Below are 18,522 nucleotides of genomic sequence, written 5' to 3'. Positions count from 1 at the left end.
CGCGTCCGGCCTCTCGCTCAGAACGGGACCACGCAGGTGACGCCCGCGCGGGCGTTGCTGTCGTTGCCCATGCCGTCGGCGTCGCCGGTGAGCCGGGCGCGGCAGCCGTCCTTGGGGCGGCGCGACAGGAACGGCTCGGGGGCCCTGGCGAAGCGGCCGGTCGGGTCGAGGTTCAGGCGCGGATCGGCCGGGGCGACGCCTGCCCACTGCTGGGCCTGGCAGCGCTCGCGCGCCTCCCGCGTCAGTCCCGCCCGCTCGCAGCCGCGCCGCCCGCCCAGCGCCTGGCGAACCCGGGCCGCGATGGCGTCTTCGCCGGTTCCTGCGGGGGAGGGGGCCGGCGCGGCGGGTCCGACCGGCGCGGGTGGAGCGACCGTCGCCGGCGTCGCGGGAACCTGCGGGGCGACATGGGGACGGGGCGTTTGGGGCGACCTTTCGGCCGGCCTGGCGTCGCGCTGCGATCGCGAAGGCGAGATCAGCGAGACCTCCAGCGGCGGCTTCTCGTCGCGCCGAGGCGGCGGGGCCTTGTAGTGGGCCAAGGCGGCCAGCAGCGCCGCATGGAACAGGATCGAGGCGACGAGCACGCCCGGCCATCTTCCGCCCGCCCGTCTTCCTCCCGACATGAAGCCTCGCGTCCCCGAATCCCGGGACTCCGCTTCAGATTGTGGACGGAAGTGTGTCGGGGCGTGGGCGCGGACGTGTCAGACGCCGACCGCCTTGCGCAGAAGATCGTTGGCGCGGCTCTGCCAGCCGGGGCCGTCTTCGCGCAGCTTGTCGATGACGTCCTGGTCGAGGCGCAGGGTCACCTGCTTCTTCGGGGTCTCCAGCTTGGGGCGGCCGCGCCTGGTCAGCGTCCCGGTGGCGGGGCGCAGCACACGGTCGCCGTCCTTCAGTTCGGCCCGGTCGAGAACCTCGTCGGACCATTCGGGCGCGTCATCCGGATCCGTCCAGACGGGGCGCGTATCGTTGTTGTTCCCTGTCATTGCACTTTCTCATCGAAACGATGCGTCGTGCCTGAAGAATGCTCGCTGATGTTTATTGTAGCTACAATAATTGACGCCGGTCGCGCGCTATATCTTCAGCCGCTATGAACGGCGGCGACCTCGCCAATCAGGACCCTTCATGTCTTCTTCCCACACCCCATCCCCGCGCGGCGGCGCGCTGGTCACCGGCGCGGGTCGTCGGATCGGGCGGGTGCTGGCGCTGGAGGCGGCGCGGGCGGGGTATGACGTGGCGGTGCACTACCGCACGGCGCGGGACGAGGCCGAGGCGGTGGTCGCCGAGATCGCGGTCCTGGGCCGCCGGGCCGTCGCCGTGCAGGGCGAGCTTTCCGATCCCGGCATCGGCGCCCTGGTCGGCGCGGCCACCGAGGGCGTGGGCCCGATCACTCTGCTGGTCAATTCGGCCTCGACCTTCGAGGACGACCGCATCGGCGCGGTGACCGCCGAAAGCTGGAACAAGCACCTGGACGCCAACCTGCGCGCGCCGGTGCTGCTGGCCCAGGCCTTCGCCGCCGCCCTGCCGGCCGGGCTGAGGGGGCTGGTGGTCAACCTGGTCGACCAGCGGGTGCTGAAGCCCAACCCGCAGTTCTTCAGCTACACCGTCTCCAAGGCTGGCCTGTGGTGGGCGACCCAGACCCTGGCCCAGGCCCTGGCGCCGGCCGTCCGCGTCAACGCCATCGGCCCCGGGCCGGTGCTGGCGTCGGTCCACCAGGCCCCCGGCGAGTTCGAGGCCGAGGCCGCCGCCACGCCCCTGGGCGCGGCCGTCGATCCGGCCGAACTGGCCGCCGCCCTGCGCTATCTCATTGACGCGCCGTCGGTCACGGGCCAGATGATCGCGGTCGACGGCGGCCAGCACCTGGCCTGGCGCACGCCCGACGTCCTCGGTTCCTGAAAGCCTCCGCCGTGTCCGCCTCCCCCCGCTCCGAAACGCCGTTCGCGGCTCCCGTCGCCGCCCCTGTGGTCAAAGTGATCGTCACCAAGGTCTTCGTGCGCGGCCTCAAGGTCGAGGCCGAGATCGGCGTCTACGACCACGAGCACGGCCGCGTGCAGCCGCTGGTCATCGATGTCGAGCTCGACGTCGCCGCTGTGCACTGCGAGCAGCTGGGCGACACGGTGAACTACGAGACCATCCGCAACGCCGCCCAGGACATCGCCGCCGCCGGCCATATCGACCTGGTCGAGACCTTCGCCGAGCGCCTGGCCCAGGCCTGTTTCGACGACCATCGCGTCACCCGCGCCCGGGTGCGGGTGGAAAAGCCCCTAGCCCTGGCCCCGCACGCCGCCGCGGCCGGCGTCGAGATCACCGCCGTCCGGGGGTGAGCGCCCTGCTCCACAAGGCGCGCCTCGCCCCGTTCCAGCCCGAGACGGCCTGGAGCCTGGAGGGCGGGACGCTGGTGGAACGGCGCGGCGGCCGCGAGCGCCGCTACGACCTTGCGACCCTGACCCGCTATCGCCTGGCCAAGCCGCGTGGCGGCGGGCGCCAGCGGGCCCTGGTGCTGAGCTTTGGCCGCCTGAAGGTGGCGATCGCCTCGCAGAGCTGGCGCGGCCCCGGCCTCTATGACGACCGGCTGGAAAGCTTCTCGCTGCTGGCCCGCGCCATCGCCGCCGTCGGCGCCGATCTTTCCCCCCGCGCGCGCTTCGAGACCGCCGGCTTCAAGCTGGCCGACGCGGTGACCCTGGTCACCGGCCTCCTGGCCATCGGGACCCTGGCCCTGCTGATGCTGGCGGTGTCGTCCTCGATGCGCGGCATGGCCGTGGACCTGGCCTCGCGCATGGCCTTCCTGCTGCTGCTGATCTTCGCCGCCGTCCCCTGGCTGCCCAAGGGCGAGACGCTCGACCCCCACGACCTGCCCGAGCGGTGGCTGCCTTAAAATTAGATCCTCCCCCTGTGGGGGAGGTGGCGCGTAGCGCCGGAGGGGGACGTTTTCAGCTTTCGGAGCGGCGGCCGGTTTCGCCCCCCACCGATCGCTGGCGCGATCGCCTCCCCCACAGGGGGAGGTTCCCCATTCGCTTCCCCCTCAGCCGCTCCGCGACAGCTCCCCCTTCATGGGGAGCATCCTTTAGCCTGTCCGAACCTTCATTTGCATCGCCGCCCGTTTTTGGCGAGCATCCGGAAAATATCGCTTTTCAGCCGAAGGCCTTCCGTGACCGATCCCGTCCAGGACCCCGCCGTCCCGCCCGCCCTGCAAGACGACAAGACCATGCCGATCGTGGTCTATGCCTGCTACATCGGCGGCTGGATCACCGGCGGGGTGTCGGCGATCGTCGGGCTGATCCTGGCCTATGTGTCCAAGGCCGCCGCGCCGGAATGGCTGCAGAGCCACTACGTCTTCCAGATCCGCACCTTCTGGCTGTCGCTGCTGTTCAGCGTGATCGGCGGCCTGACCCTGATCTTCGGCATCGGCGCCCTGATCCTGGTGGCGGTCGGCATCTGGGTGACGGTGCGCTCGGTCGTCGGCCTGTCGTGGCTGCTCAAGGGCCAGCCCTATCCGACGCCGCGCAACTGGATCCTGTGATGACCGATCTCGCACAGCCCCGGGCCGAGCCCCATTCGGAGGACAAGATCCTCCCCGGCGTCGTCTACGGCCTCTATCTGCTGGGCTTCACCAACGGCCTGACCTTCTTCGTCGGCCTGATCGTCGCCTATGTCTATCGGGGCGCGGCCGGCCCGATCAACGCCAGCCACTACACCTTCGCCATCCGCAGCTTCTGGCTGTCGATCGCCTGGTTCATCGTCGGGCTGGCGCTGATCCTGTTCGGGATCCCGCTGTCGCTGGTGCTGATCGGCATCCCGATGCTGGTCGCCGGGGTGGTGATCCTGTCGGCCATCAGCCTGTGGTTCGTCGTCCGCTGCATCGCGGGCGTCGCCTATCTCGTGCGCGGCGAGGCCTATCCCCGTCCGTATACGTGGCTGATTTAGAGGCAGGTGACGTGATTGGCGCCTGCGGGCGCATCGTCAAGCTTTTCCGCGCTCTCCTGACAGGCGAGCATGCTCGACGCGCCCCCCTGGCTCCTATGACTTTCCGCCCCTGGCGGACGGACGTCGTGGAGGGGGCGACATGCTGGCTCGCATCGTAGGGATCATCTTGGGGCTGATCCTGACGACGTCGGGATATGTGATTTCGGGTCTGGGCGCGCTGGGGACGTGGGCCGCGGACTGGAATCTCGGACCCTTCGAGCCGCACCGGCCATCCGCCGGTTGGGCGGCGATGACGATAGGGGGGATCCTTCTCGTCGCCGCCCTAATTCCGCGACCGGGCGCGAGCCGCGCCGGGAAGCGGACCAAGGGGAGCGCTCGTGGGGGCGAGCGCTCCCCCGCCGGTCCGGCGCTGCTGGACCTGGGCGGGGCGGTCGCCTTTCCCGTGATGGCCGTCGAGGCCGCGCCGGTTGAAGCGGCGCCTGAACCGACGCCGACTGAAGCGCCTGCCGTGACGCCGATCGCCGTGCTCGACATGCTCGCCGAACCCGTGGTCGAAACACCTGCCGAACCTGTTCCGACGCCCGTGGCCGTCCAGCCCGAGCCGGTGGAGCCCGAGCCCGTCGCGCTGGCCGAGCCCGAGCCCATCCCGGAGCCGACCCCTGAACTGGTCCCGGAGCCGGTCCCAGAGCCGGTCCCAGAGCCGGTCTCTGCCGCCGAGCCGGACTTCGCGGCCCTGCGTGTCGAGCTGCTGGCCCTGACCGCCGCCGAATCCTGGAACCCGGCCGCCCGCGTCCTGGCCCGCATGGTCCGCGCGGCCAGCACCGACCGCGAGCGCGCCATCGCCCAGCGCGACCTGGGCGACTTCGCCGCCGGCCAGGGTCGCCACGACGACGCCGCCGAGGCCTATGAGGAGGCCGTCTCCTTCGCCCGCTCGGTTCGCAAGGCCGCGCCCGGCGATCCGTCGGCGGACGAACTGCTGGCCGGGGCCCTGGCCGGCGTCGGCGACGTGGCCGAGGCCGAAGGCCGGCTGAACGAGGCCCTGTCGGCCTTCGAGGAAGCCCTGGCCCTGAGGCGTTCGCCCGGCGGCCGCGAAGCCGCCGATCCCGGCGCCCAGCGCGCCCTGTCGGTGGCCCTGGAGCGCCTGGCCGACCTGCGCGAGGACCGCGGCCACCGCATGCGGGCGCTCGACCTCTACCGCGAAAGCTACGACGTCACCGCCCGCCTCGCCGCCGCCGATCCCGCCCGGTTCGGGCTGGACCTGGCCGCCACGCGGGCAAGGCTGGCCGAGATCGAGGCCAAGGTGGCGGGCTAGGGTTTCCGCGCCTACCATCGCCTCGACGGGTGCAAACCACTGTCGACGGGGGCGTCATGAGGATCTTGATCGGGGCGAGCGCTGTGGCGTTGCTGCTGACGGCGCAGGCCATGGCGGCGCAGGCCCAGGCGGGGGAACTGGCGGGGCCGGGACGCTTCTGCGGCTATTCCCCGATCATCGACCTCCTGCCCGGCGAAAAGGTCACCACGCTGCAAGGCGGCGCTCATGCCGGCACGTTCCGCTGGGAGGGCCCGTTCGGCGTGCTCGAGGTGAGCGGGAGCGGCTGGGGCGCCCGGCCTCCGGGGGCGATCGTCAGGCGGCTGAGCAAGACCGAGCCGGCCAGGTTCGCCCAGCGCCGGGACCACGGCCGCCATGTGGTCGCCCTCTGGAACGGCGGCTACGGGGCGGCCCACTTCAGCTCGGACAAGCGTCTGACCAAGGCGCAGATCGCCGCCATCGACCGCGTGCGGCTGTTCCAGGAGGGCGAGACGCCTTCGGGCTGCGATCTGCGGACGGTCTTTTCCTGGGACTTGCCGCAATAGCCGCCCGGGCCTTGCGGCTCTACGCGCGCGGCGACGTCTAACCCTGGTCGGGTAAACTTCCGGGGGAAACACGCGATGGTCTACATGCGCTGGCGGCGCTTCATCGAACTGGCGTCGCTGGATCGTCCCTGGCTGGGCGACCTGATGGAAAAGCGCAAGGGCGAGGCCTTCCGCGCCGCCCCGGTCGAGCGCTGGGACCAGGAATATCGCGACGGCGTCTACGACCGGCTGCACCGCTCCGACCAGCGCCACCATCACCGCCTGCTGGCCGCCATGATCGCCGATCGCTGGCCACACCCGCGCGTGCTCGAGATCGGGGCCGGCGAGGGGGTGTTCTTCGAGGCCCTGCGCGCCTATGGCCCGGCCCGCTATGTCGGCGTCGACTTCTCGCAGCCCGCCGTGGTGAAGGGGAGCGAGCGCCTGGCCGGCGAGATCGACACGGGCCAGGTCGCGCTGCTGCTGGGTGACGGCCGCACCTTCGCCACCGACGAGACCTTCGACGTGGTGGTGTTCTCCGAGTGCATCGAGCACCTGGGGCAGGTCGAGCCGCTGATCGACCACTACCGACCGATGCTGGCCCCCGGCGGGGCGGTGGGCCTGACCATGTGGCTGTCGCTCAAGCCCCTGCGCCTGTGGCGTCAGCTGAAGGGGATGGGCGAGGTGCTCGACGAGGCGGTGGTCAACACGCCCTGGGGCGGCGGCTGGCTGGTGGCGACGGTCGAGCCCCGCTGAGGTCGGCGCCAAGATGCTCCCCCTGAAGGGGGAGCTGTCGCGAAGCGACTGAGGGGGAAGTTCCAGCGGCGCGTCAGCACCCGCTTCCCCCTCCGGCCCTCCGGGCCACCTCCCCCTTCAGGGGGAGGGTCTCGAAGACCGGGGAACCTCCCCCTCTGGGGGAGGCCGATCGCGCAGCGATCGGTGGGGGGAGTGACTGCGAAACAGGCCACCGCCTCGGAAGCTGAAAACGTCCCCCCACCGGCCTTCGGCCGCCTCCCCCACGGGGGGAGGTTCCAAAGAAAAACCCCGGAGCATCGCCCCGGGGTTTTCAATCGCAACAGCTTCAACCCAGCCCTTAAGCCGGCACGACCTCTTCGCGGCGCACGAGCGCCGCATAGGCGTCCATCAGGCTCAGCGACAGCTTGCCGGGCGTGAAGGTGAACTCGCCGATCTCGGCCACCGGGGTGACCTCGGCGGCGGTGCCGACGATGAAGCATTCGGAGAAGCCGGCCAGCTCCTCCTTCTGGATGTGGCGCTCGACCACCTCGATCCCGCGGCCCTTGGCGATCTCGATCACCGTGCGGCGGGTGATGCCGTCCAGGAAGCAGTCGGGCTTGGGCGTGTGCAGCACGCCGTCCTTGACGAAGAACACGTTGGCGCCGGTCGCCTCGGCCACGTAGCCGCGGTAGTCCAGCATCATCGCGTCGGTATAGCCGTCCTTCTCCGCGGCGTGCTTGGAGATGGTGCAGATCATGTAGAGGCCGGCGGCCTTGGCGGCGACGGGGGCCGTCTTCGGGTCCGGGCGGTTGTACTTGGCCCAGGTCAGGCGGATGCCCTTGGCCTTCAGCGCCGGGTCGAAATAGCTGGGCCAATCCCACACGGCGATGGCCACGTGGATCTTGGTCTGCTGCGCCGAGACGCCGATCATCTCGCTGCCGCGCCAGGCGATCGGGCGCAGGTAGCAGTCGTCCAGGCCGTTCTTGGCGGCGGTCGCCTTGCAGGCTTCGTCGATCTCGGCCACCGTGTAGGGGATCTCGAAATCGAGGATTTCGGCCGACTTGAACAGGCGCTCGGTATGCTCGGTCAGCTTGAAGATCTCGCCGCCGTACATGCGCTCGCCCTCGAACACCGACGAGGCGTAGTGCAGGCCGTGCGTCAATACGTGCACCTTCGCCTCGCGCCAGGGAACGAACTGGCCGTCCAGCCAGATCCATCCGTCGCGATCATCGAAGGGAACGAGAGACATCGGTCCAAGACCTCCTTATTTGGAACCCGGTCCTTAGACGCCCGAGGAGCCGGAAGGTCAAACAAAATGGACGCGCCCGCATGACCCCGCACGCCGATCCCCGGCTGATCCTGCGCGAAGAGGAACTCGATGGCGGCCTGGAGTTGATTCTCCTGGCCGAGGCGGCCCTGTGGGCGGCCGTCGACGGGGTGCTGGAGACCGAAGGGCCGGGCCTGGGGCGCTCGCACTGGCGCGCGGCCTTCCTGCTGCGCCGCCGTCCGGGCATCGGCGTGCAGGACCTGTCGAAGCTGACCAGCCTGTCGAAACAGGCCGCCAGCAAGACCCTGTCCGACCTCCAGAAGCTGGGCCTGGCCGAGAAGGCGGCCGGCGATCTGGACGCCCGCCGCCGGCCGGCGGTGCTGACAGAAGCTGGTCGGGCCTTCGAGGCCCGCGTCAGCGAGCGGCTGCGGGCCTTGCTGGGCCGCGCCTATCGCACCGGCGGGCTGGACGGCGTGCCCGGCGCGCGGCGGATCCTGGCGGCCCTGGCCGGCCCGCGCCAAGGCGTCGGCGTCAATCGGAGGGAGGCCCTGTGAGCCCCGAGGAACGGCGCGAGCGCCACCTGCTGGTCGTCGACGACGACGATCGCATCCGCGAGCTGCTCAAGCAGTTCCTGACCCGCGCCGGCTTTCGGGTCAGCGCCGCGGCCGACGCCGCCCACGCCGACCGGCTGGTGACGGTGATGGATTTCGACCTGCTGGTGCTCGACGTGATGATGCCCGGCGAGGACGGCTTTGCCTTCACCAAGCGCCTGAGGGCCAAGGGCGGCGAGGTCGGCCGGGTGCCGATCCTGATGCTGACCGCCCGCGACCAGACCGGTGACCGCATCGAGGGCCTGACCCACGGCGCCGACGACTACCTGGCCAAGCCGTTCGAGCCGCAGGAACTGCTGCTGCGCATCGAGTCGATCCTGCGCCGCACCGCGCCCAAGCCGGTCGGCCCGCGCGAGATCCTGATGGGCGACTGCGCCTTCGCCCCCGATCGCGGCGAGCTGACGAGGGCCGGCGCCCCCGTCCGCTTGACCGAGGCCGAGGTCGCCCTGCTGCGCCGCCTGGCCCGCGCCCTGCACGAACCCGTGGACCGCCTGGAACTGGCCCGCGACACCGCCGACGCAACCGGCCGGGCGGTCGACGTCCAGGTCACGAGGCTGCGGAGGAAGATCGAGCCGGATCCCAAGAACCCCCGCTACCTGCAGACCGTGCGGGGGGTGGGCTATCGGCTGGCGCCGGATTGATGGGGATCGCGCCTCAAGGAACCTCCCCCCATGGGGGAGGCGGCCGAAGGCCGGTGGGGGGGCGTTTTCAGCTTCCACGCCGCTTGGCCGATCTCGCAAGAACGCCCCCCACCGATCGCCGCGCGATCGCCTCCCCCATAGGGGGAGGTTCCTTATTCGCCACCCTCTCCCGCAAGGGGAGAGGGATCTAGAATGCGCCTGCGCACCCGCCTGTTCATCCCGCGCCAGATCAAGCGCTGGCTGCCGACATCGCTGTTCGGCCGCAGCCTGCTGATCATCGTCCTGCCCGTGGCCGTGATGCAGATCGCCGTCACCTGGGGCTTCTTCGACGCCCACTGGGAGACGGTGAACAGCCGCCTGTCCGAGGGGCTGGCCGGCGACATCGCCTGGGCCGTGGCCACCTACCAGGACGATCCCAGCCCCGCCGCCGTCGAGCGCATGGCCCAGCGGGCCGAGGAGACGATGGATCTTTCCATCGCCCTGCTGAAGGGCCGCGAGCTGCCCACTGGCCGGCGCCCGGCCATGTTCGCCTCGCTCGACCGCTCGATGCAGCGGGCCCTGGCCGAACGGCTGGACGAGCCTTTCTGGTTCGACGCCTCCGACCGCTACACCGCCCATGTCGAGATCCGGGTGAAGGTGCGCGAAGGCACCCTGCGGATCTTCGCCCCCCGCGACCGCGCCTTCGCCACGCAAGGCCACATCTTCATCCTGTGGATGGTGGTGGCGACCATGCTGCTGACGGCGATCGCCATCCTGTTCATCCGCAACCAGGTGCGGGCCATCGAGCGCCTGGCCGACGCCGCCGACGCCTTCGGGCGGGGCCTCGACCACGAGTTCAAGCCGCACGGCGCGCGCGAGGTGCGCCAGGCGGCCCAGGCCTTCCTGGCGATGAAGGCCCGCATCCAGCGCCATATCGAGCAGCGCACGGCCCTGCTGGCCAGCGTCAGCCACGACCTGCGCACGCCCCTGACCCGGCTGAAGCTGGAAATGGCCCTGTCCGAGCCCGGCCCGCAGGTTGAGGCCATCAAGCGCGATCTCTCCGAGATGGAGCACATGATCGACGAGTACCTGGCCTTCGCCCGCGGCGAGGGCGGCGAGGCCCTGCAGTCCGTCGACCTGGCGCCGCTGATCGCCGGGGTCTGCGACGCGGCCCAGCGCGGCGGGGCGCGGGTCGAGACCGCCCTGGAGCAGGACCTGACCGCCAACCTGCGGCCCAGCGCCTTCAAGCGGGCCCTGGCCAACCTGGTCGACAACGCCGCCGCCCACGGCAAGACCGTCCGCGTGACGCTGGAGGCGCGCCAGATGGGCGGGGTGCTGGTCACCGTCGACGACGACGGTCCCGGCATTCCCGAGGACCGCTACGAAGAGGCCTTCAAGCCCTTCAGCCGGCTCGACGACTCCCGGAACCAGAACGAGAAGGGCGTCGGCCTGGGCCTGGCCCTGGCCCGCGACATGGCCCGAGGCCTGGGCGGCGACCTGGTGCTCGAGCGCTCGCCGATGGGCGGGCTGCGGGCGATCATGCGGTTGCCGGGCTAGGGGCCGATCCTAGGACTTGCGCGCTGCCGTCCAGGCCTTGGCGGCCTGCTCGGCCTGGCTCTTCTGGGCTGGGGTCAGCGCTTGGCCCAGCGCGCCGCGCTGGCCGGCGATGGCCCGCCGGGCGTCCGGCTTGGCCAGGGTTTCGGCCAGCAGCAGCCAGTAATAGCCCTGGGCCAGGTCCTCCGGCCCGCCGTCGCCGCTGGAATAGGCCAGGCCCAGCTTCAGCGCCGCCTGGGCCTGGCCCTGTTCGCCCGCCGCTCGCCACCACTTCCGCGCCTGGGCGGGATCGGCCGGCACGCCTTCGCCCTGGTTGTAGAGCTCGGCCAGTTCGTACTGGGCGTCGGCCTCGCCGGCCTCGGCGTCGGCCTGGGTCATCCGCACGGCCTCGGTGTCGCCGAACGCCGCCGCCGTCCGCAGGAGGCGCCGCGCCTTGTCGGCGTCCTTGGGCAGCAGCTCGCCCTCGGCGTACATCCGCGACAGCCGATGCAGGGCCTGGACGCTCGGCTCGCGGTAGTTGTCGCCGAGGCGGTCGGTCCGCCGGCCCAACAGCAGGACCTGGTAATTGAGCTTCAGGGCCTGGGCCGGATCGCGCGGCACGCCCAGCCCTAGCTCGTAGAGATTGGCCAGACCGGCCGCCCCGCCCGGCTCGCCTTGCGCCAGCGCCCGCTCGTAGGCGGCCTTGGCGCGTCCATAGTCCCGGTCGGTCCCGGCCCCGGCCGCATAGGCGTCGCCCAGCCGCCAATGGGCGGAGGCCCAGCCCCGCTCTGCCGCGCGGGCATAGGCCGAGGCGGCGGCGGGCAGGTCGCGCGGGATCAGCTCGCCCCGCCGATACAGTTCGCCCAGGGCGTAGAGCGCGAAGGGATTGCCCAGGTCGCCGGCCGTCGCATAGGCGGTGCGGGCGGTCTTGCCGTCGCAGGCTCCGTTTCCGGGGCGGCTGCACATCAGGCCCAGGTCGATCAGGGCCCCGATGTTGCCGCCCTGGCCCGCCTTTTCGTACCAGCTCGCCGCGACGGCCAGGTCGACCGGCTCGTCCAGCGCGCCGTGCTCGGCCCACATGGCCACCAGATAGGCGGCGTCGGGATCGCCCAACTGCGCGGCGCGGCGGATCAGCGGCTTGGCCTCGGTCGGGCAGGACAGGCCGGCCGCGCAGCCGCCGAGGGTGAGATAGGTCCGGCCCAAGCCGTAGATCGCCCGGGCCTCGCCCGCCGCCACGCCGGGCGCGAAGGCCCGCACCGCCGCCTGCGCCTGGTTGCGGTCCAGGGCGGCGAAGCCTGCGGCCGTCTGCGAGGCGGCCGGGGGCGGGGTCTCGGCGGCGGCTCCGGCGGCGCAGGCCGCAAGGGCGGCGGCCAGGAGCGTGCGAGGCGCGCGGCTATGCTTCATGGTTGTGTATTTCACCCGGCGCCGGGTGGCGCTGCAACCGAAAAGCGCAGCTTCAGAACCCCGCGCCGACCTTGCCCAGTTGCTCGGCCATCTGTTTCAGGCGCTTGTCGAGTTCGGCCATGGTGCGGTTCAGGGCGCCTTCGTCGTCGCGCCAGACCTGCAGGGCGCGGGCCCAGACGGCGGTCATGGCCGCCAGGCGTACCGGCGTGGCCTCGACCCCGGCCGCTTCCAGGATCGCCCGGGCGGTCTTGGGGAAGCGGGCGGCCGAGCGGGGCAGGCCTTCGGCCTTGCTGATGGCGATCAGGGCGTGACGGTGGGGCTCCATGGCCTCGATCCGGGCCATGGCGGCGTCGAACAGCCGGTCGTGAGCGGCCGCGCCCTCGCCGGCGTCGGCGTTCAGCGCCGCCTGGTCGAAGCGGCGCGACAGGTGGCTCAGCACCTTGGCCTTGCTGTCGGCCTTCCCATAGAGCTCGGCGAACGGCGCGCCGGCCGCCACGGCGATGTCGCGCAGGGCGATCTGGGTCCAGGGACGGTCGGCGGCCAGCGACAGGGCCGCGGCGGCCGCGCGGTCGAGCAGGTCTTCGGCGGGCGTGGTCATGGGCAAGAGATGGCGGGGCGGGGCGAAGCTGGCAAGGCCACACCTGTGTGAGGCCCGAGTGGCGATCCACCTGAGGTGGTGATGAGCCGTTTACCGGCCGGTCGTTAGATGGCGACGTGACCGACGCTCCCGATCCGATCTGGCCGACCATAGACCCGAAGGCCGCGCGCCTCTACGGCCTGCTGGCGGCGCGGGCGCGCAAGGTCGTGATCCTGCGGCGCGGGCCCCGACGGCTGACCCGCGTACTGATCTGGACCCTGGCCGGCGACACGATCGAGGGCGGCCAATGGTTTCGCGGCCGCATCCAGGAGCGTCGCTGCGACGTCTCGCCCGACGGCAAGCTGCTGGCCTGCGCCGTCGTGAAGGGACGGCCGCCGCACTATTCGTGGACGGCGCTGTCGCGGCCGCCCCATCTGACCGCCCTGGCCTTTTGGCCGATGGTCGGCGGTTACGGCGGCGGCCTGTTCGGCCACGACTGGCGGACCTTCCGGCTGAACCAGGACGGGTCCGACGGCCTGATCGTGCCGAAGGGCTCCCCGCACATGCCGGAAGACCTGACGGTGCTGACCGCGCCGGCGGTGAACGAAGCCGCCCTGCTACGCGCTCGGCTGGAACGCGACGGCTGGGACCTCGATGAGGAACGCAAGCCGGTGGGCCACAAGCGCGGCTCGCCGCTGGGCCGCAGCTTCGACCCGCCGCGGGTTCGCAGCAAGCCGATCAGGCGGGGATGGCGTTTGGTGGTCGAGGATCTCGGCGGCGTCGAGCGCAACGGCCGCGCCCATGTGGAGACGGCCCGGATCGAAGATCGCGAAGGGCGGACGATCCTGAACCTCGGTCGGATCGACTGGGTCGAGGTCGATCCCATTGGCGACGTCCTGGTCGCCGCCGACGGCCGGCTCTACCGCATCCATGACGCCGAGGTCCGGCTGGTCGCCGACCCCAACGCCATGGATTTCGAGACCGTCGTCGCGCCCCGGGAGGCGCTGGAATGGCCGCGCTAGGTGGAGGTTACTCCGCCGCCGCCGCGACCTCCGCCGCCGGGCGGTACTTGTCCAGCCAGTGCGCGTAGGGCGCCGGCAGGGTCGCCCAGGTGGGGCGTTCGACGCCCAGTTCCTGGGCCAGTTCGTAGGGGTAGTGCGGATTGGCCAGGTGGGCGCGGCCGATCATGACCAGGTCCATCTGCTCTTCGGCGACCAGGCGCTCGGCCAGGCGCGGGGCGTCCAGGCCCCAGGACGAGGCGACCGGCAGGCCGGCTTCCTCGCGCACCCGCTTGGCGATCGGACCGAGGAACGGCGTGCCCCACGGGATGGCGGTGTTGGGGATGGTGAAGCCGACGCTGACGTTCAGCAGGTCCAGGCCCCCGGCCTTCATCCGGCGGGTCAGGGCGATGGAGTCGACCAGCGTCTCCTCGTCGTGGCCGTCATATTCCAGCACCCCGAAACGGGCGGTCAGCGGCAGGTTCTCCGGCCATTCGGCGCGGACGGCCGCCAGCGTCTCTTCCATGAACCGGCCGCGCGCGGTCGCGTCGCCGCCGTATTGGTCGGTGCGCTGGTTGCTGTGGCGCGAGAAGAAGCTCTGGGCCAGGTAGCCGTGGGCGAAATGCAGCTCCAGCCACTCGAAGCCGGCCTCGCGGGCGCGGCGGGCGGCGGCGGCGAAGTCGGCCTTCACCCGCTCGATGTCGGCCAGGGTCATCTCGCGCGGAACCTTGGGCAGGCCCTGGCCATAGGCGATGGCCGAAGGCGCGATGGTCTGCCAGCCGCGCGGATCGCCGTCGGCGATGTGGTCGTCGCCTTCCCACGGACGGTGGGCGCTGGCCTTGCGGCCGGCGTGGGCGATCTGGATGCCGGGCACGGCGCCGGCCGCCTTGATGGCCGCGGCGATCCTGGCCAGGCCCTCGGCTTGCTCGTCGGTCCAGATGCCGGTGCAGCCGGGCGAGATGCGGCCCTCGGGCGACACGGCCGTCGCCTCGACGATCACCAGGCCCGCCCCGCCGCGCGCCAGGCCGGCATAGTGCGGCAGATGCCAGTCGGTCGTGACGCCGTCCTCGGCGCTGTACTGGCACATCGGCGGGATGGCGATGCGGTTGCGCAGGGTGGCGTCCTTCAGGCGGAAGGGCGTGAACAGGGCTGACATGAAGGGCAGGCTCTTATCGGGAGGAGGAAGGGCGCAGATGAGGGCGCGGACGGGGCGGCTCAAGGGGTGCGTGCGGGACAAGCAGCTGTGCCTTGGGGGCACAGGTCGTTCCTAAAGGCCCGTCATTCCCGCCCTTGTGGCGGGAATGACGGGGGATCATGGTTGGCTATGCACCCGCCAAAGCCGCCTTCGCCAGCCCGTCGAGCCACGCCTGGTGGGCGTTCAGCATCGGGTTGGGCAGGGTCGCCGCCAGCTCCAGCGCGGGAGCGCCGTTCTGGGTTTCCTGGGTCAGGATCCGCACGCGGCCGCCGTCCAGGTCCTCGATCAGCCAGGCGTGGTGGACGTCGAGGCGATCCTCGCCCTCGACCCAGCCATGCCAGGCGATGCGGGCCGGTTGGCCGTCCTGCGGGGGAACGAACTCCACGACCTTTCCCTCCACGAGAAAGCCGAAGGTGGTGAAGCGGAACCGCGCGCCGGCGGAAAGCTCCGGGCCCGGACCATCGTGGAAGACGATGTCGGCGGCGTTCTCGTAATAGGTCGGCCAGGCGGTGGCGGCGGCCAGCAGCGGCCAGACCTGGGCGGCGGACAGGCCGGGGACGATGATCTCGTTGGAGACGAAGTTGTCGGTGGTCCCGGGCAGATAGCCTTCGGGCCAGAGGATGGCGTGCATGGGGGAAACCTCGGTGTGGACGAGCCTTCGAATGCGCCCTACCAAGCCATAACGCCAATCGCCATTCGATATCGGATCCATCACGATGCGCGATATCAAGACGCTCGACCTCAACCTGCTCAAGGCCCTGGACGCCCTGCTCGACACTCGCAGCGTCACCGCCGCCGCCGAGCGCCTGGGCCTGACCCAGCCGGCCGTCAGCGGCATGCTGGCGCGGCTGCGCGAGGCCTTCGACGACCCCCTGTTCGTCCGCGCCCGCCGGGGCGTGACCCCGACCGAGCGGGCCCTGGCCCTGGCCAGTCCGGTGCGCGAGGTGCTGGCCGGGGTCGAGGCCCTGCTGACCCCGGCCGCCTTCGATCCGGCCACCGCGTCCTTCACCCTGACCCTGGCGGCCACCGACTATGCGCTGGAGGCCATCGTCGCCCCGTTCATGGCCCAGCTTCGCCATCGCGCCCCCGGCCTGGTGGTCGCGGTCAAGCCGCTGGACGACGCCCGCGTGCTGTCCCAGCTCGAGCGCGGCGAGGTCGACATCGCCTTCATGACGCCGCAGACCACGCCGCCCGAACTGCATGCCCGCGCCCTGTTCGACGAGACCTATGTCTGCGCCCTGCGCGCCGACCATCCGGACGCGGGGGAACTGTCGCTGGACCGTTTCTGCGCGCTGGACCACGCCCTGGTCTCCTATTCGGGCGAGCCGTTCTTCGGGGTGACCGACGCGGCCCTGGCCAAGGTCGGTCGCAAGCGGCGGGTGGCGCTGTCGGTGACCAGTTTCCTGATCCTGCTGAAGCTGTTGCGCACGACCGACCTGGTCGCCGTGGCCCCCCGGCGGCTGCTGGCCGAGGCGCCTGGGCTGGTGTTCGCCGACCCGCCGGTGGCCATTCCCGGCTTCACCAAGACCGCCGCCTGGCACGACCGCACCCACCGCGATCCGGGCCGCCGCTGGGCGCGGGCCCTGCTGTTCGAGGTCGCCGGGACCTGACGCCTTTCGCCTGCCCAGCGCTCAGGCTGCGCTCAGCCGGCGGACAGTTTCGAGGGGGCGACGCATTGAAGAGCCGTTCTGTCGGGTAGCTGACCAAGCGAAATCGCAGTTTCTGATATCGTCGTTCTTCGAGGGGGCATGTGCGGCCTCCGGGGGAGGACGGCCATGGTCGAACGCGACTTCTGGTCCTGGAACGTCAAGTGCGACGACTGCGGCGTCCACGGCCGGATCGACGTTTCCGAGTGGGACGATCCGGTGGAAAAGCCCTACGGCTTCCGCGTCGACGTCGTCACTCCGGGCTTCGTCATCAAGCACCACGGCCAGACCGGCCTCGACACCGCCATCGCCTGCGGCCAGTGCGGCGCGATCGTCCGGGACGTGCTGGACCGGCCGGCCGGCGCCTAGGGAAATCTTCTCCGCAGACGGCTTGACGTCGGTCGCGCGACAAATGTAGCGTCATCGCTAACGATGTAGCGAGGCGAGCGGCATGGGCGATCCTTCCGAACTGGAACTGGAGGTCATGAAGGCCTTCTGGCGACGGGGCGCGATGAGCGTGCGCGAGGTCCAGGCGGCCATCGCCGACCCGCTGGGCTGGAGCGCCTCGACCACCCGCACCGTGCTGGAGCGCATGGTGGCCAAGGACCTGCTCGACCGAGACGCCGTGCACGGCCTGGCGGTCTATCGGCCGCGCAAGGCCAAGGTGGCGGTGATCGGCGGGGTGCTCAAGCGCCTGCGCGGCCTGCTCGACATCGACGGCCCGCTGCCGGCCTCGGCCTTCTCGGGCAGCCAGCTGCTCGACAGCGCCGAGCTGGCCGAGCTGGAAGCCCTGCTGGCCGCCAAGGACGAAGAGGAGAACCGCCCATGAGCCCGCTGCTGGCCGCCTTCGGCTTCGGCCTCGCCGCCGCCTTTCCCGTCGGCCTGCTGGGCCTGCTGCTCGGCTGGAGCGTCGAGGGGCTGACCCCGGCGCCGCGCGTTCGGGCCCTGGCCTGGGGCCTGGCCTTCCTGCTGCCGGCCGCCGTGCTGGCCGCCACCCTGGCCGGGGCGGCGATCCCGCTGCCCGAGCCGCGGCAGGTGATCCTGCCGCCGCCCCTGTCGGTGGACCTGACAGAGTACGGCCTGACCGCCGCCGAACGGCCGCGCTACTGGACCGCGCAGGGCGTCTGGATCGCCCGGGGGCTGCTGGCCGTGTCGCTGGCCGGCCTGCTGTTCCGGGGCGGGGCCTGGCTGCTGTCGCGCCGCCGGCTGGCCGCGCTCGCCCGCTCGGCCCGGCCCGCCGACGCCGACCTCGCCCAGGCCGTCGCCGTCGAGGCGCTGGCCATGGGCCTGAAGCCGCCGCGCGTGCTGGTCGTGACCGCCCTGGCCGAGCCGCTGCTGGCGGGCGTCAGCCGTCCGGCCGTGCTGCTGCCGGCCGGCCTGGTCGAGACCCTGCCGCGCGAGACCCTGATCCAGGTCTGCCGCCACGAGCTGGCCCACCTGGCGCGCGGCGACAACCTGCGCCTGCCGGTCGAGGAACTGCTGGCGGGCCTGTTCTGGCTGTCGCCGCTGACGATCCTGCTGCGCCGGCGGATGCTGTCGGCCCGCGAGGTGGTCTGCGACGAGATCGCCGTCGGCTCGGCCCCGCCCGAGGCCCGCCGCGCCTACGCCCAGGCCCTGCTGGACGTGCTGCGCCAGACCGCGGCCACCGCTTCCCTGCAACCGGCCTTCACCGGTCGAGAAAGGACCCCCGCCGCCATGCGCTTCGACTCCATCCTGACGCCCGCCGGCCCGATCTCGGGCGCCCGCCGCCTGTTCATCGGGGTCCTGACCCTGCTGGCCGTCGGCGGCGGCGTCCTGGGAGCCAACGCCATGGCCGACGAGGCCCGCCACGCCAAGGCCCAGCGCTCGGTCGGCGTCGCCCCCGTCCTGCCGTTCAAGGCCGCGGCTTCCGCGCCGCTGAACATCTCGGCCGACAGCCTCGAGACCTTCCGCGATCAGCCCGGCCGGGTGGTCTACAACGGCGACGTGAAGGTGAAGGGCGATGTCGGCGGCGTCGACCTGCGGCTCGACGGCCGGCCCGCGCCGGCGGGCTTCAAGCCCGGCGACCTGCCGCCCGGCGCGGTCAGGAGCGTCGAGATGACCACCGTGGACGGCCGCACGGTGATGGACCTGAAGACGCGGTAGCCCGACGCCTCTCCGGACTTGCGACCAAGAAAAAGGCGGCCTCCTCGCGGGGGCCGCCTTCGTT

Annotated in this window: 23 protein-coding genes; 16 read left to right on the top strand and 7 right to left on the bottom strand. The window is 71.5% G+C overall.

Annotated elements, in window-relative coordinates:
- Window positions 1-17 precede the first annotated feature (17 nt).
- A complete protein-coding gene (locus tag I4Q42_RS19705) occupies window positions 18-581 on the bottom strand; it encodes a hypothetical protein (protein WP_198577796.1) in 564 nt (187 codons plus the stop codon).
- 117 nt (window positions 582-698) lie between these two features.
- Complete coding sequence (locus I4Q42_RS19700; protein ID WP_198577795.1) at window positions 699-980, bottom strand: BrnA antitoxin family protein; 282 nt, start codon at window positions 978-980, stop codon at window positions 699-701.
- A 139-nt stretch (window positions 981-1,119) separates the two neighbouring features.
- Between I4Q42_RS19700 and I4Q42_RS19695 the strand changes: the two genes are divergently transcribed.
- The 8 genes from I4Q42_RS19695 (at window position 1,120) to I4Q42_RS19660 (ending at window position 6,504) form a co-directional block, all read left to right on the top strand.
- Window positions 1,120-1,890: an SDR family oxidoreductase gene (locus tag I4Q42_RS19695; protein ID WP_198577794.1), complete on the top strand. Its 771-nt coding sequence runs from the start codon at window positions 1,120-1,122 to the stop codon at window positions 1,888-1,890.
- Window positions 1,891-1,901: 11 nt separating this feature from the next.
- A complete protein-coding gene (folB, locus tag I4Q42_RS19690; RefSeq protein ID WP_408611109.1) occupies window positions 1,902-2,318 on the top strand; it encodes a dihydroneopterin aldolase in 417 nt (138 codons plus the stop codon).
- Complete coding sequence (locus I4Q42_RS19685) at window positions 2,315-2,869, top strand: hypothetical protein (RefSeq protein ID WP_198577793.1); 555 nt, start codon at window positions 2,315-2,317, stop codon at window positions 2,867-2,869. The genes folB and I4Q42_RS19685 overlap by 4 nt, the downstream gene beginning before the upstream one ends.
- A 273-nt stretch (window positions 2,870-3,142) precedes the next feature.
- The gene (locus I4Q42_RS19680) at window positions 3,143-3,514 is read left to right on the top strand and encodes a DUF4870 family protein (protein WP_198577792.1); all 372 of its coding nucleotides are present in this window, start codon (window positions 3,143-3,145) and stop codon (window positions 3,512-3,514) included.
- Window positions 3,514-3,918, top strand: coding sequence for a DUF4870 family protein (locus tag I4Q42_RS19675; protein WP_198577791.1), 405 nt, complete (start codon window positions 3,514-3,516; stop codon window positions 3,916-3,918). The genes I4Q42_RS19680 and I4Q42_RS19675 overlap by 1 nt, the downstream gene beginning before the upstream one ends.
- Window positions 3,919-4,426: 508 nt before the next feature.
- Window positions 4,427-5,230, top strand: coding sequence for a tetratricopeptide repeat protein (locus I4Q42_RS19670; protein ID WP_332873118.1), 804 nt, complete (start codon window positions 4,427-4,429; stop codon window positions 5,228-5,230).
- A gap of 56 nt (window positions 5,231-5,286) precedes the next feature.
- Entirely contained in the window at window positions 5,287-5,772 is a 486-nt protein-coding gene (locus I4Q42_RS19665; RefSeq protein WP_198577789.1) for a hypothetical protein, read from the top strand.
- A 75-nt stretch (window positions 5,773-5,847) separates the two neighbouring features.
- Window positions 5,848-6,504: an SAM-dependent methyltransferase gene (locus I4Q42_RS19660; protein ID WP_198577788.1), complete on the top strand. Its 657-nt coding sequence runs from the start codon at window positions 5,848-5,850 to the stop codon at window positions 6,502-6,504.
- 337 nt (window positions 6,505-6,841) lie between these two features.
- On the opposite strand, the gene I4Q42_RS19655 is transcribed toward I4Q42_RS19660, so the two are convergent.
- Window positions 6,842-7,732 carry a branched-chain amino acid aminotransferase gene (locus tag I4Q42_RS19655; RefSeq protein WP_198577787.1) on the bottom strand — a complete coding sequence of 297 codons (891 nt, stop codon included), beginning with the start codon at window positions 7,730-7,732 and terminating at the stop codon, window positions 6,842-6,844.
- Between the two features lie 80 nt (window positions 7,733-7,812).
- Between I4Q42_RS19655 and I4Q42_RS19650 the strand changes: the two genes are divergently transcribed.
- From I4Q42_RS19650 to I4Q42_RS19640, 3 genes are all read left to right on the top strand, one after another.
- The gene (locus tag I4Q42_RS19650) at window positions 7,813-8,304 is read left to right on the top strand and encodes a MarR family winged helix-turn-helix transcriptional regulator (RefSeq protein WP_110133232.1); all 492 of its coding nucleotides are present in this window, start codon (window positions 7,813-7,815) and stop codon (window positions 8,302-8,304) included.
- Window positions 8,301-9,002, top strand: a complete 702-nt coding sequence (locus tag I4Q42_RS19645) for a response regulator (RefSeq protein ID WP_198577786.1) — start codon at window positions 8,301-8,303, stop codon at window positions 9,000-9,002. The genes I4Q42_RS19650 and I4Q42_RS19645 overlap by 4 nt, the downstream gene beginning before the upstream one ends.
- A gap of 192 nt (window positions 9,003-9,194) precedes the next feature.
- Window positions 9,195-10,538, top strand: a complete 1,344-nt coding sequence (locus I4Q42_RS19640) for an ATP-binding protein (RefSeq protein ID WP_198577785.1) — start codon at window positions 9,195-9,197, stop codon at window positions 10,536-10,538.
- A 9-nt stretch (window positions 10,539-10,547) separates the two neighbouring features.
- Here I4Q42_RS19640 and I4Q42_RS19635 read toward each other — a convergent pair whose 3' ends face one another.
- Window positions 10,548-11,918: a tetratricopeptide repeat protein gene (locus tag I4Q42_RS19635; protein WP_198577784.1), complete on the bottom strand. Its 1,371-nt coding sequence runs from the start codon at window positions 11,916-11,918 to the stop codon at window positions 10,548-10,550.
- Window positions 11,919-11,970: 52 nt separating this feature from the next.
- Window positions 11,971-12,516, bottom strand: a complete 546-nt coding sequence (locus tag I4Q42_RS19630; protein WP_198577783.1) for a TetR family transcriptional regulator — start codon at window positions 12,514-12,516, stop codon at window positions 11,971-11,973.
- Between the two features lie 116 nt (window positions 12,517-12,632).
- On the opposite strand from I4Q42_RS19630, the gene I4Q42_RS19625 reads away from it, so the two are divergent.
- The gene (locus I4Q42_RS19625) at window positions 12,633-13,517 is read left to right on the top strand and encodes a hypothetical protein (protein ID WP_198577782.1); all 885 of its coding nucleotides are present in this window, start codon (window positions 12,633-12,635) and stop codon (window positions 13,515-13,517) included.
- Between the two features lie 7 nt (window positions 13,518-13,524).
- Here the strand turns inward: I4Q42_RS19625 and I4Q42_RS19620 are convergent, their stop codons facing one another.
- Complete coding sequence (locus tag I4Q42_RS19620; RefSeq protein WP_198577781.1) at window positions 13,525-14,649, bottom strand: NADH:flavin oxidoreductase/NADH oxidase; 1,125 nt, start codon at window positions 14,647-14,649, stop codon at window positions 13,525-13,527.
- A gap of 166 nt (window positions 14,650-14,815) precedes the next feature.
- On the bottom strand, window positions 14,816-15,319 hold the full coding sequence (locus I4Q42_RS19615) for an SRPBCC domain-containing protein (protein WP_198577780.1): 504 nt from the start codon (window positions 15,317-15,319) through the stop codon (window positions 14,816-14,818).
- 85 nt (window positions 15,320-15,404) lie between these two features.
- On the opposite strand from I4Q42_RS19615, the gene I4Q42_RS19610 reads away from it, so the two are divergent.
- The 4 genes from I4Q42_RS19610 (at window position 15,405) to I4Q42_RS19595 (ending at window position 18,458) form a co-directional block, all read left to right on the top strand.
- Entirely contained in the window at window positions 15,405-16,298 is an 894-nt protein-coding gene (locus I4Q42_RS19610) for a LysR family transcriptional regulator (RefSeq protein WP_198577779.1), read from the top strand.
- A 165-nt stretch (window positions 16,299-16,463) separates the two neighbouring features.
- Window positions 16,464-16,703, top strand: coding sequence for a hypothetical protein (locus tag I4Q42_RS19605; protein WP_198577778.1), 240 nt, complete (start codon window positions 16,464-16,466; stop codon window positions 16,701-16,703).
- A gap of 82 nt (window positions 16,704-16,785) precedes the next feature.
- Window positions 16,786-17,163, top strand: a complete 378-nt coding sequence (locus I4Q42_RS19600) for a BlaI/MecI/CopY family transcriptional regulator (protein WP_198577777.1) — start codon at window positions 16,786-16,788, stop codon at window positions 17,161-17,163.
- Window positions 17,160-18,458 carry a M56 family metallopeptidase gene (locus I4Q42_RS19595; protein ID WP_198577776.1) on the top strand — a complete coding sequence of 433 codons (1,299 nt, stop codon included), beginning with the start codon at window positions 17,160-17,162 and terminating at the stop codon, window positions 18,456-18,458. Before I4Q42_RS19600 ends, I4Q42_RS19595 begins: the two co-directional genes overlap by 4 nt.
- Window positions 18,459-18,522: the final 64 nt, after the last annotated feature.

Source organism: Caulobacter hibisci (genome assembly GCF_016135805.1).
Lineage (GTDB): Bacteria > Pseudomonadota > Alphaproteobacteria > Caulobacterales > Caulobacteraceae > Caulobacter > Caulobacter hibisci.
Note: the sequence above shows the minus strand (reverse complement) of the source record. Positions and strands in the feature narration are given on the sequence as shown.

Bases quoted from the DNA above. Each gene is read 5' to 3' on its own strand.
- I4Q42_RS19700 (WP_198577795.1), bottom strand. From the start codon at position 980: ATGACAGGGAACAACAACGATACGCGCCCCGTCTGGACGGATCCGGAT.
- I4Q42_RS19695 (WP_198577794.1), top strand. From the start codon at position 1,120: ATGTCTTCTTCCCACACCCCATCCCCGCGCGGCGGCGCGCTGGTCACC.
- I4Q42_RS19675 (WP_198577791.1), top strand. From the start codon at position 3,514: ATGACCGATCTCGCACAGCCCCGGGCCGAGCCCCATTCGGAGGACAAG.
- I4Q42_RS19665 (WP_198577789.1), top strand. From the start codon at position 5,287: ATGAGGATCTTGATCGGGGCGAGCGCTGTGGCGTTGCTGCTGACGGCG.
- I4Q42_RS19660 (WP_198577788.1), top strand. From the start codon at position 5,848: ATGGTCTACATGCGCTGGCGGCGCTTCATCGAACTGGCGTCGCTGGAT.
- I4Q42_RS19655 (WP_198577787.1), bottom strand. From the start codon at position 7,732: ATGTCTCTCGTTCCCTTCGATGATCGCGACGGATGGATCTGGCTGGAC.
- I4Q42_RS19650 (WP_110133232.1), top strand. From the start codon at position 7,813: ATGACCCCGCACGCCGATCCCCGGCTGATCCTGCGCGAAGAGGAACTC.
- I4Q42_RS19640 (WP_198577785.1), top strand. From the start codon at position 9,195: ATGCGCCTGCGCACCCGCCTGTTCATCCCGCGCCAGATCAAGCGCTGG.
- I4Q42_RS19635 (WP_198577784.1), bottom strand. From the start codon at position 11,918: ATGAAGCATAGCCGCGCGCCTCGCACGCTCCTGGCCGCCGCCCTTGCG.
- I4Q42_RS19630 (WP_198577783.1), bottom strand. From the start codon at position 12,516: ATGACCACGCCCGCCGAAGACCTGCTCGACCGCGCGGCCGCCGCGGCC.
- I4Q42_RS19620 (WP_198577781.1), bottom strand. From the start codon at position 14,649: ATGTCAGCCCTGTTCACGCCCTTCCGCCTGAAGGACGCCACCCTGCGC.
- I4Q42_RS19615 (WP_198577780.1), bottom strand. From the start codon at position 15,319: ATGCACGCCATCCTCTGGCCCGAAGGCTATCTGCCCGGGACCACCGAC.
- I4Q42_RS19610 (WP_198577779.1), top strand. From the start codon at position 15,405: ATGCGCGATATCAAGACGCTCGACCTCAACCTGCTCAAGGCCCTGGAC.
- I4Q42_RS19605 (WP_198577778.1), top strand. From the start codon at position 16,464: ATGGTCGAACGCGACTTCTGGTCCTGGAACGTCAAGTGCGACGACTGC.
- I4Q42_RS19600 (WP_198577777.1), top strand. From the start codon at position 16,786: ATGGGCGATCCTTCCGAACTGGAACTGGAGGTCATGAAGGCCTTCTGG.
- I4Q42_RS19595 (WP_198577776.1), top strand. From the start codon at position 17,160: ATGAGCCCGCTGCTGGCCGCCTTCGGCTTCGGCCTCGCCGCCGCCTTT.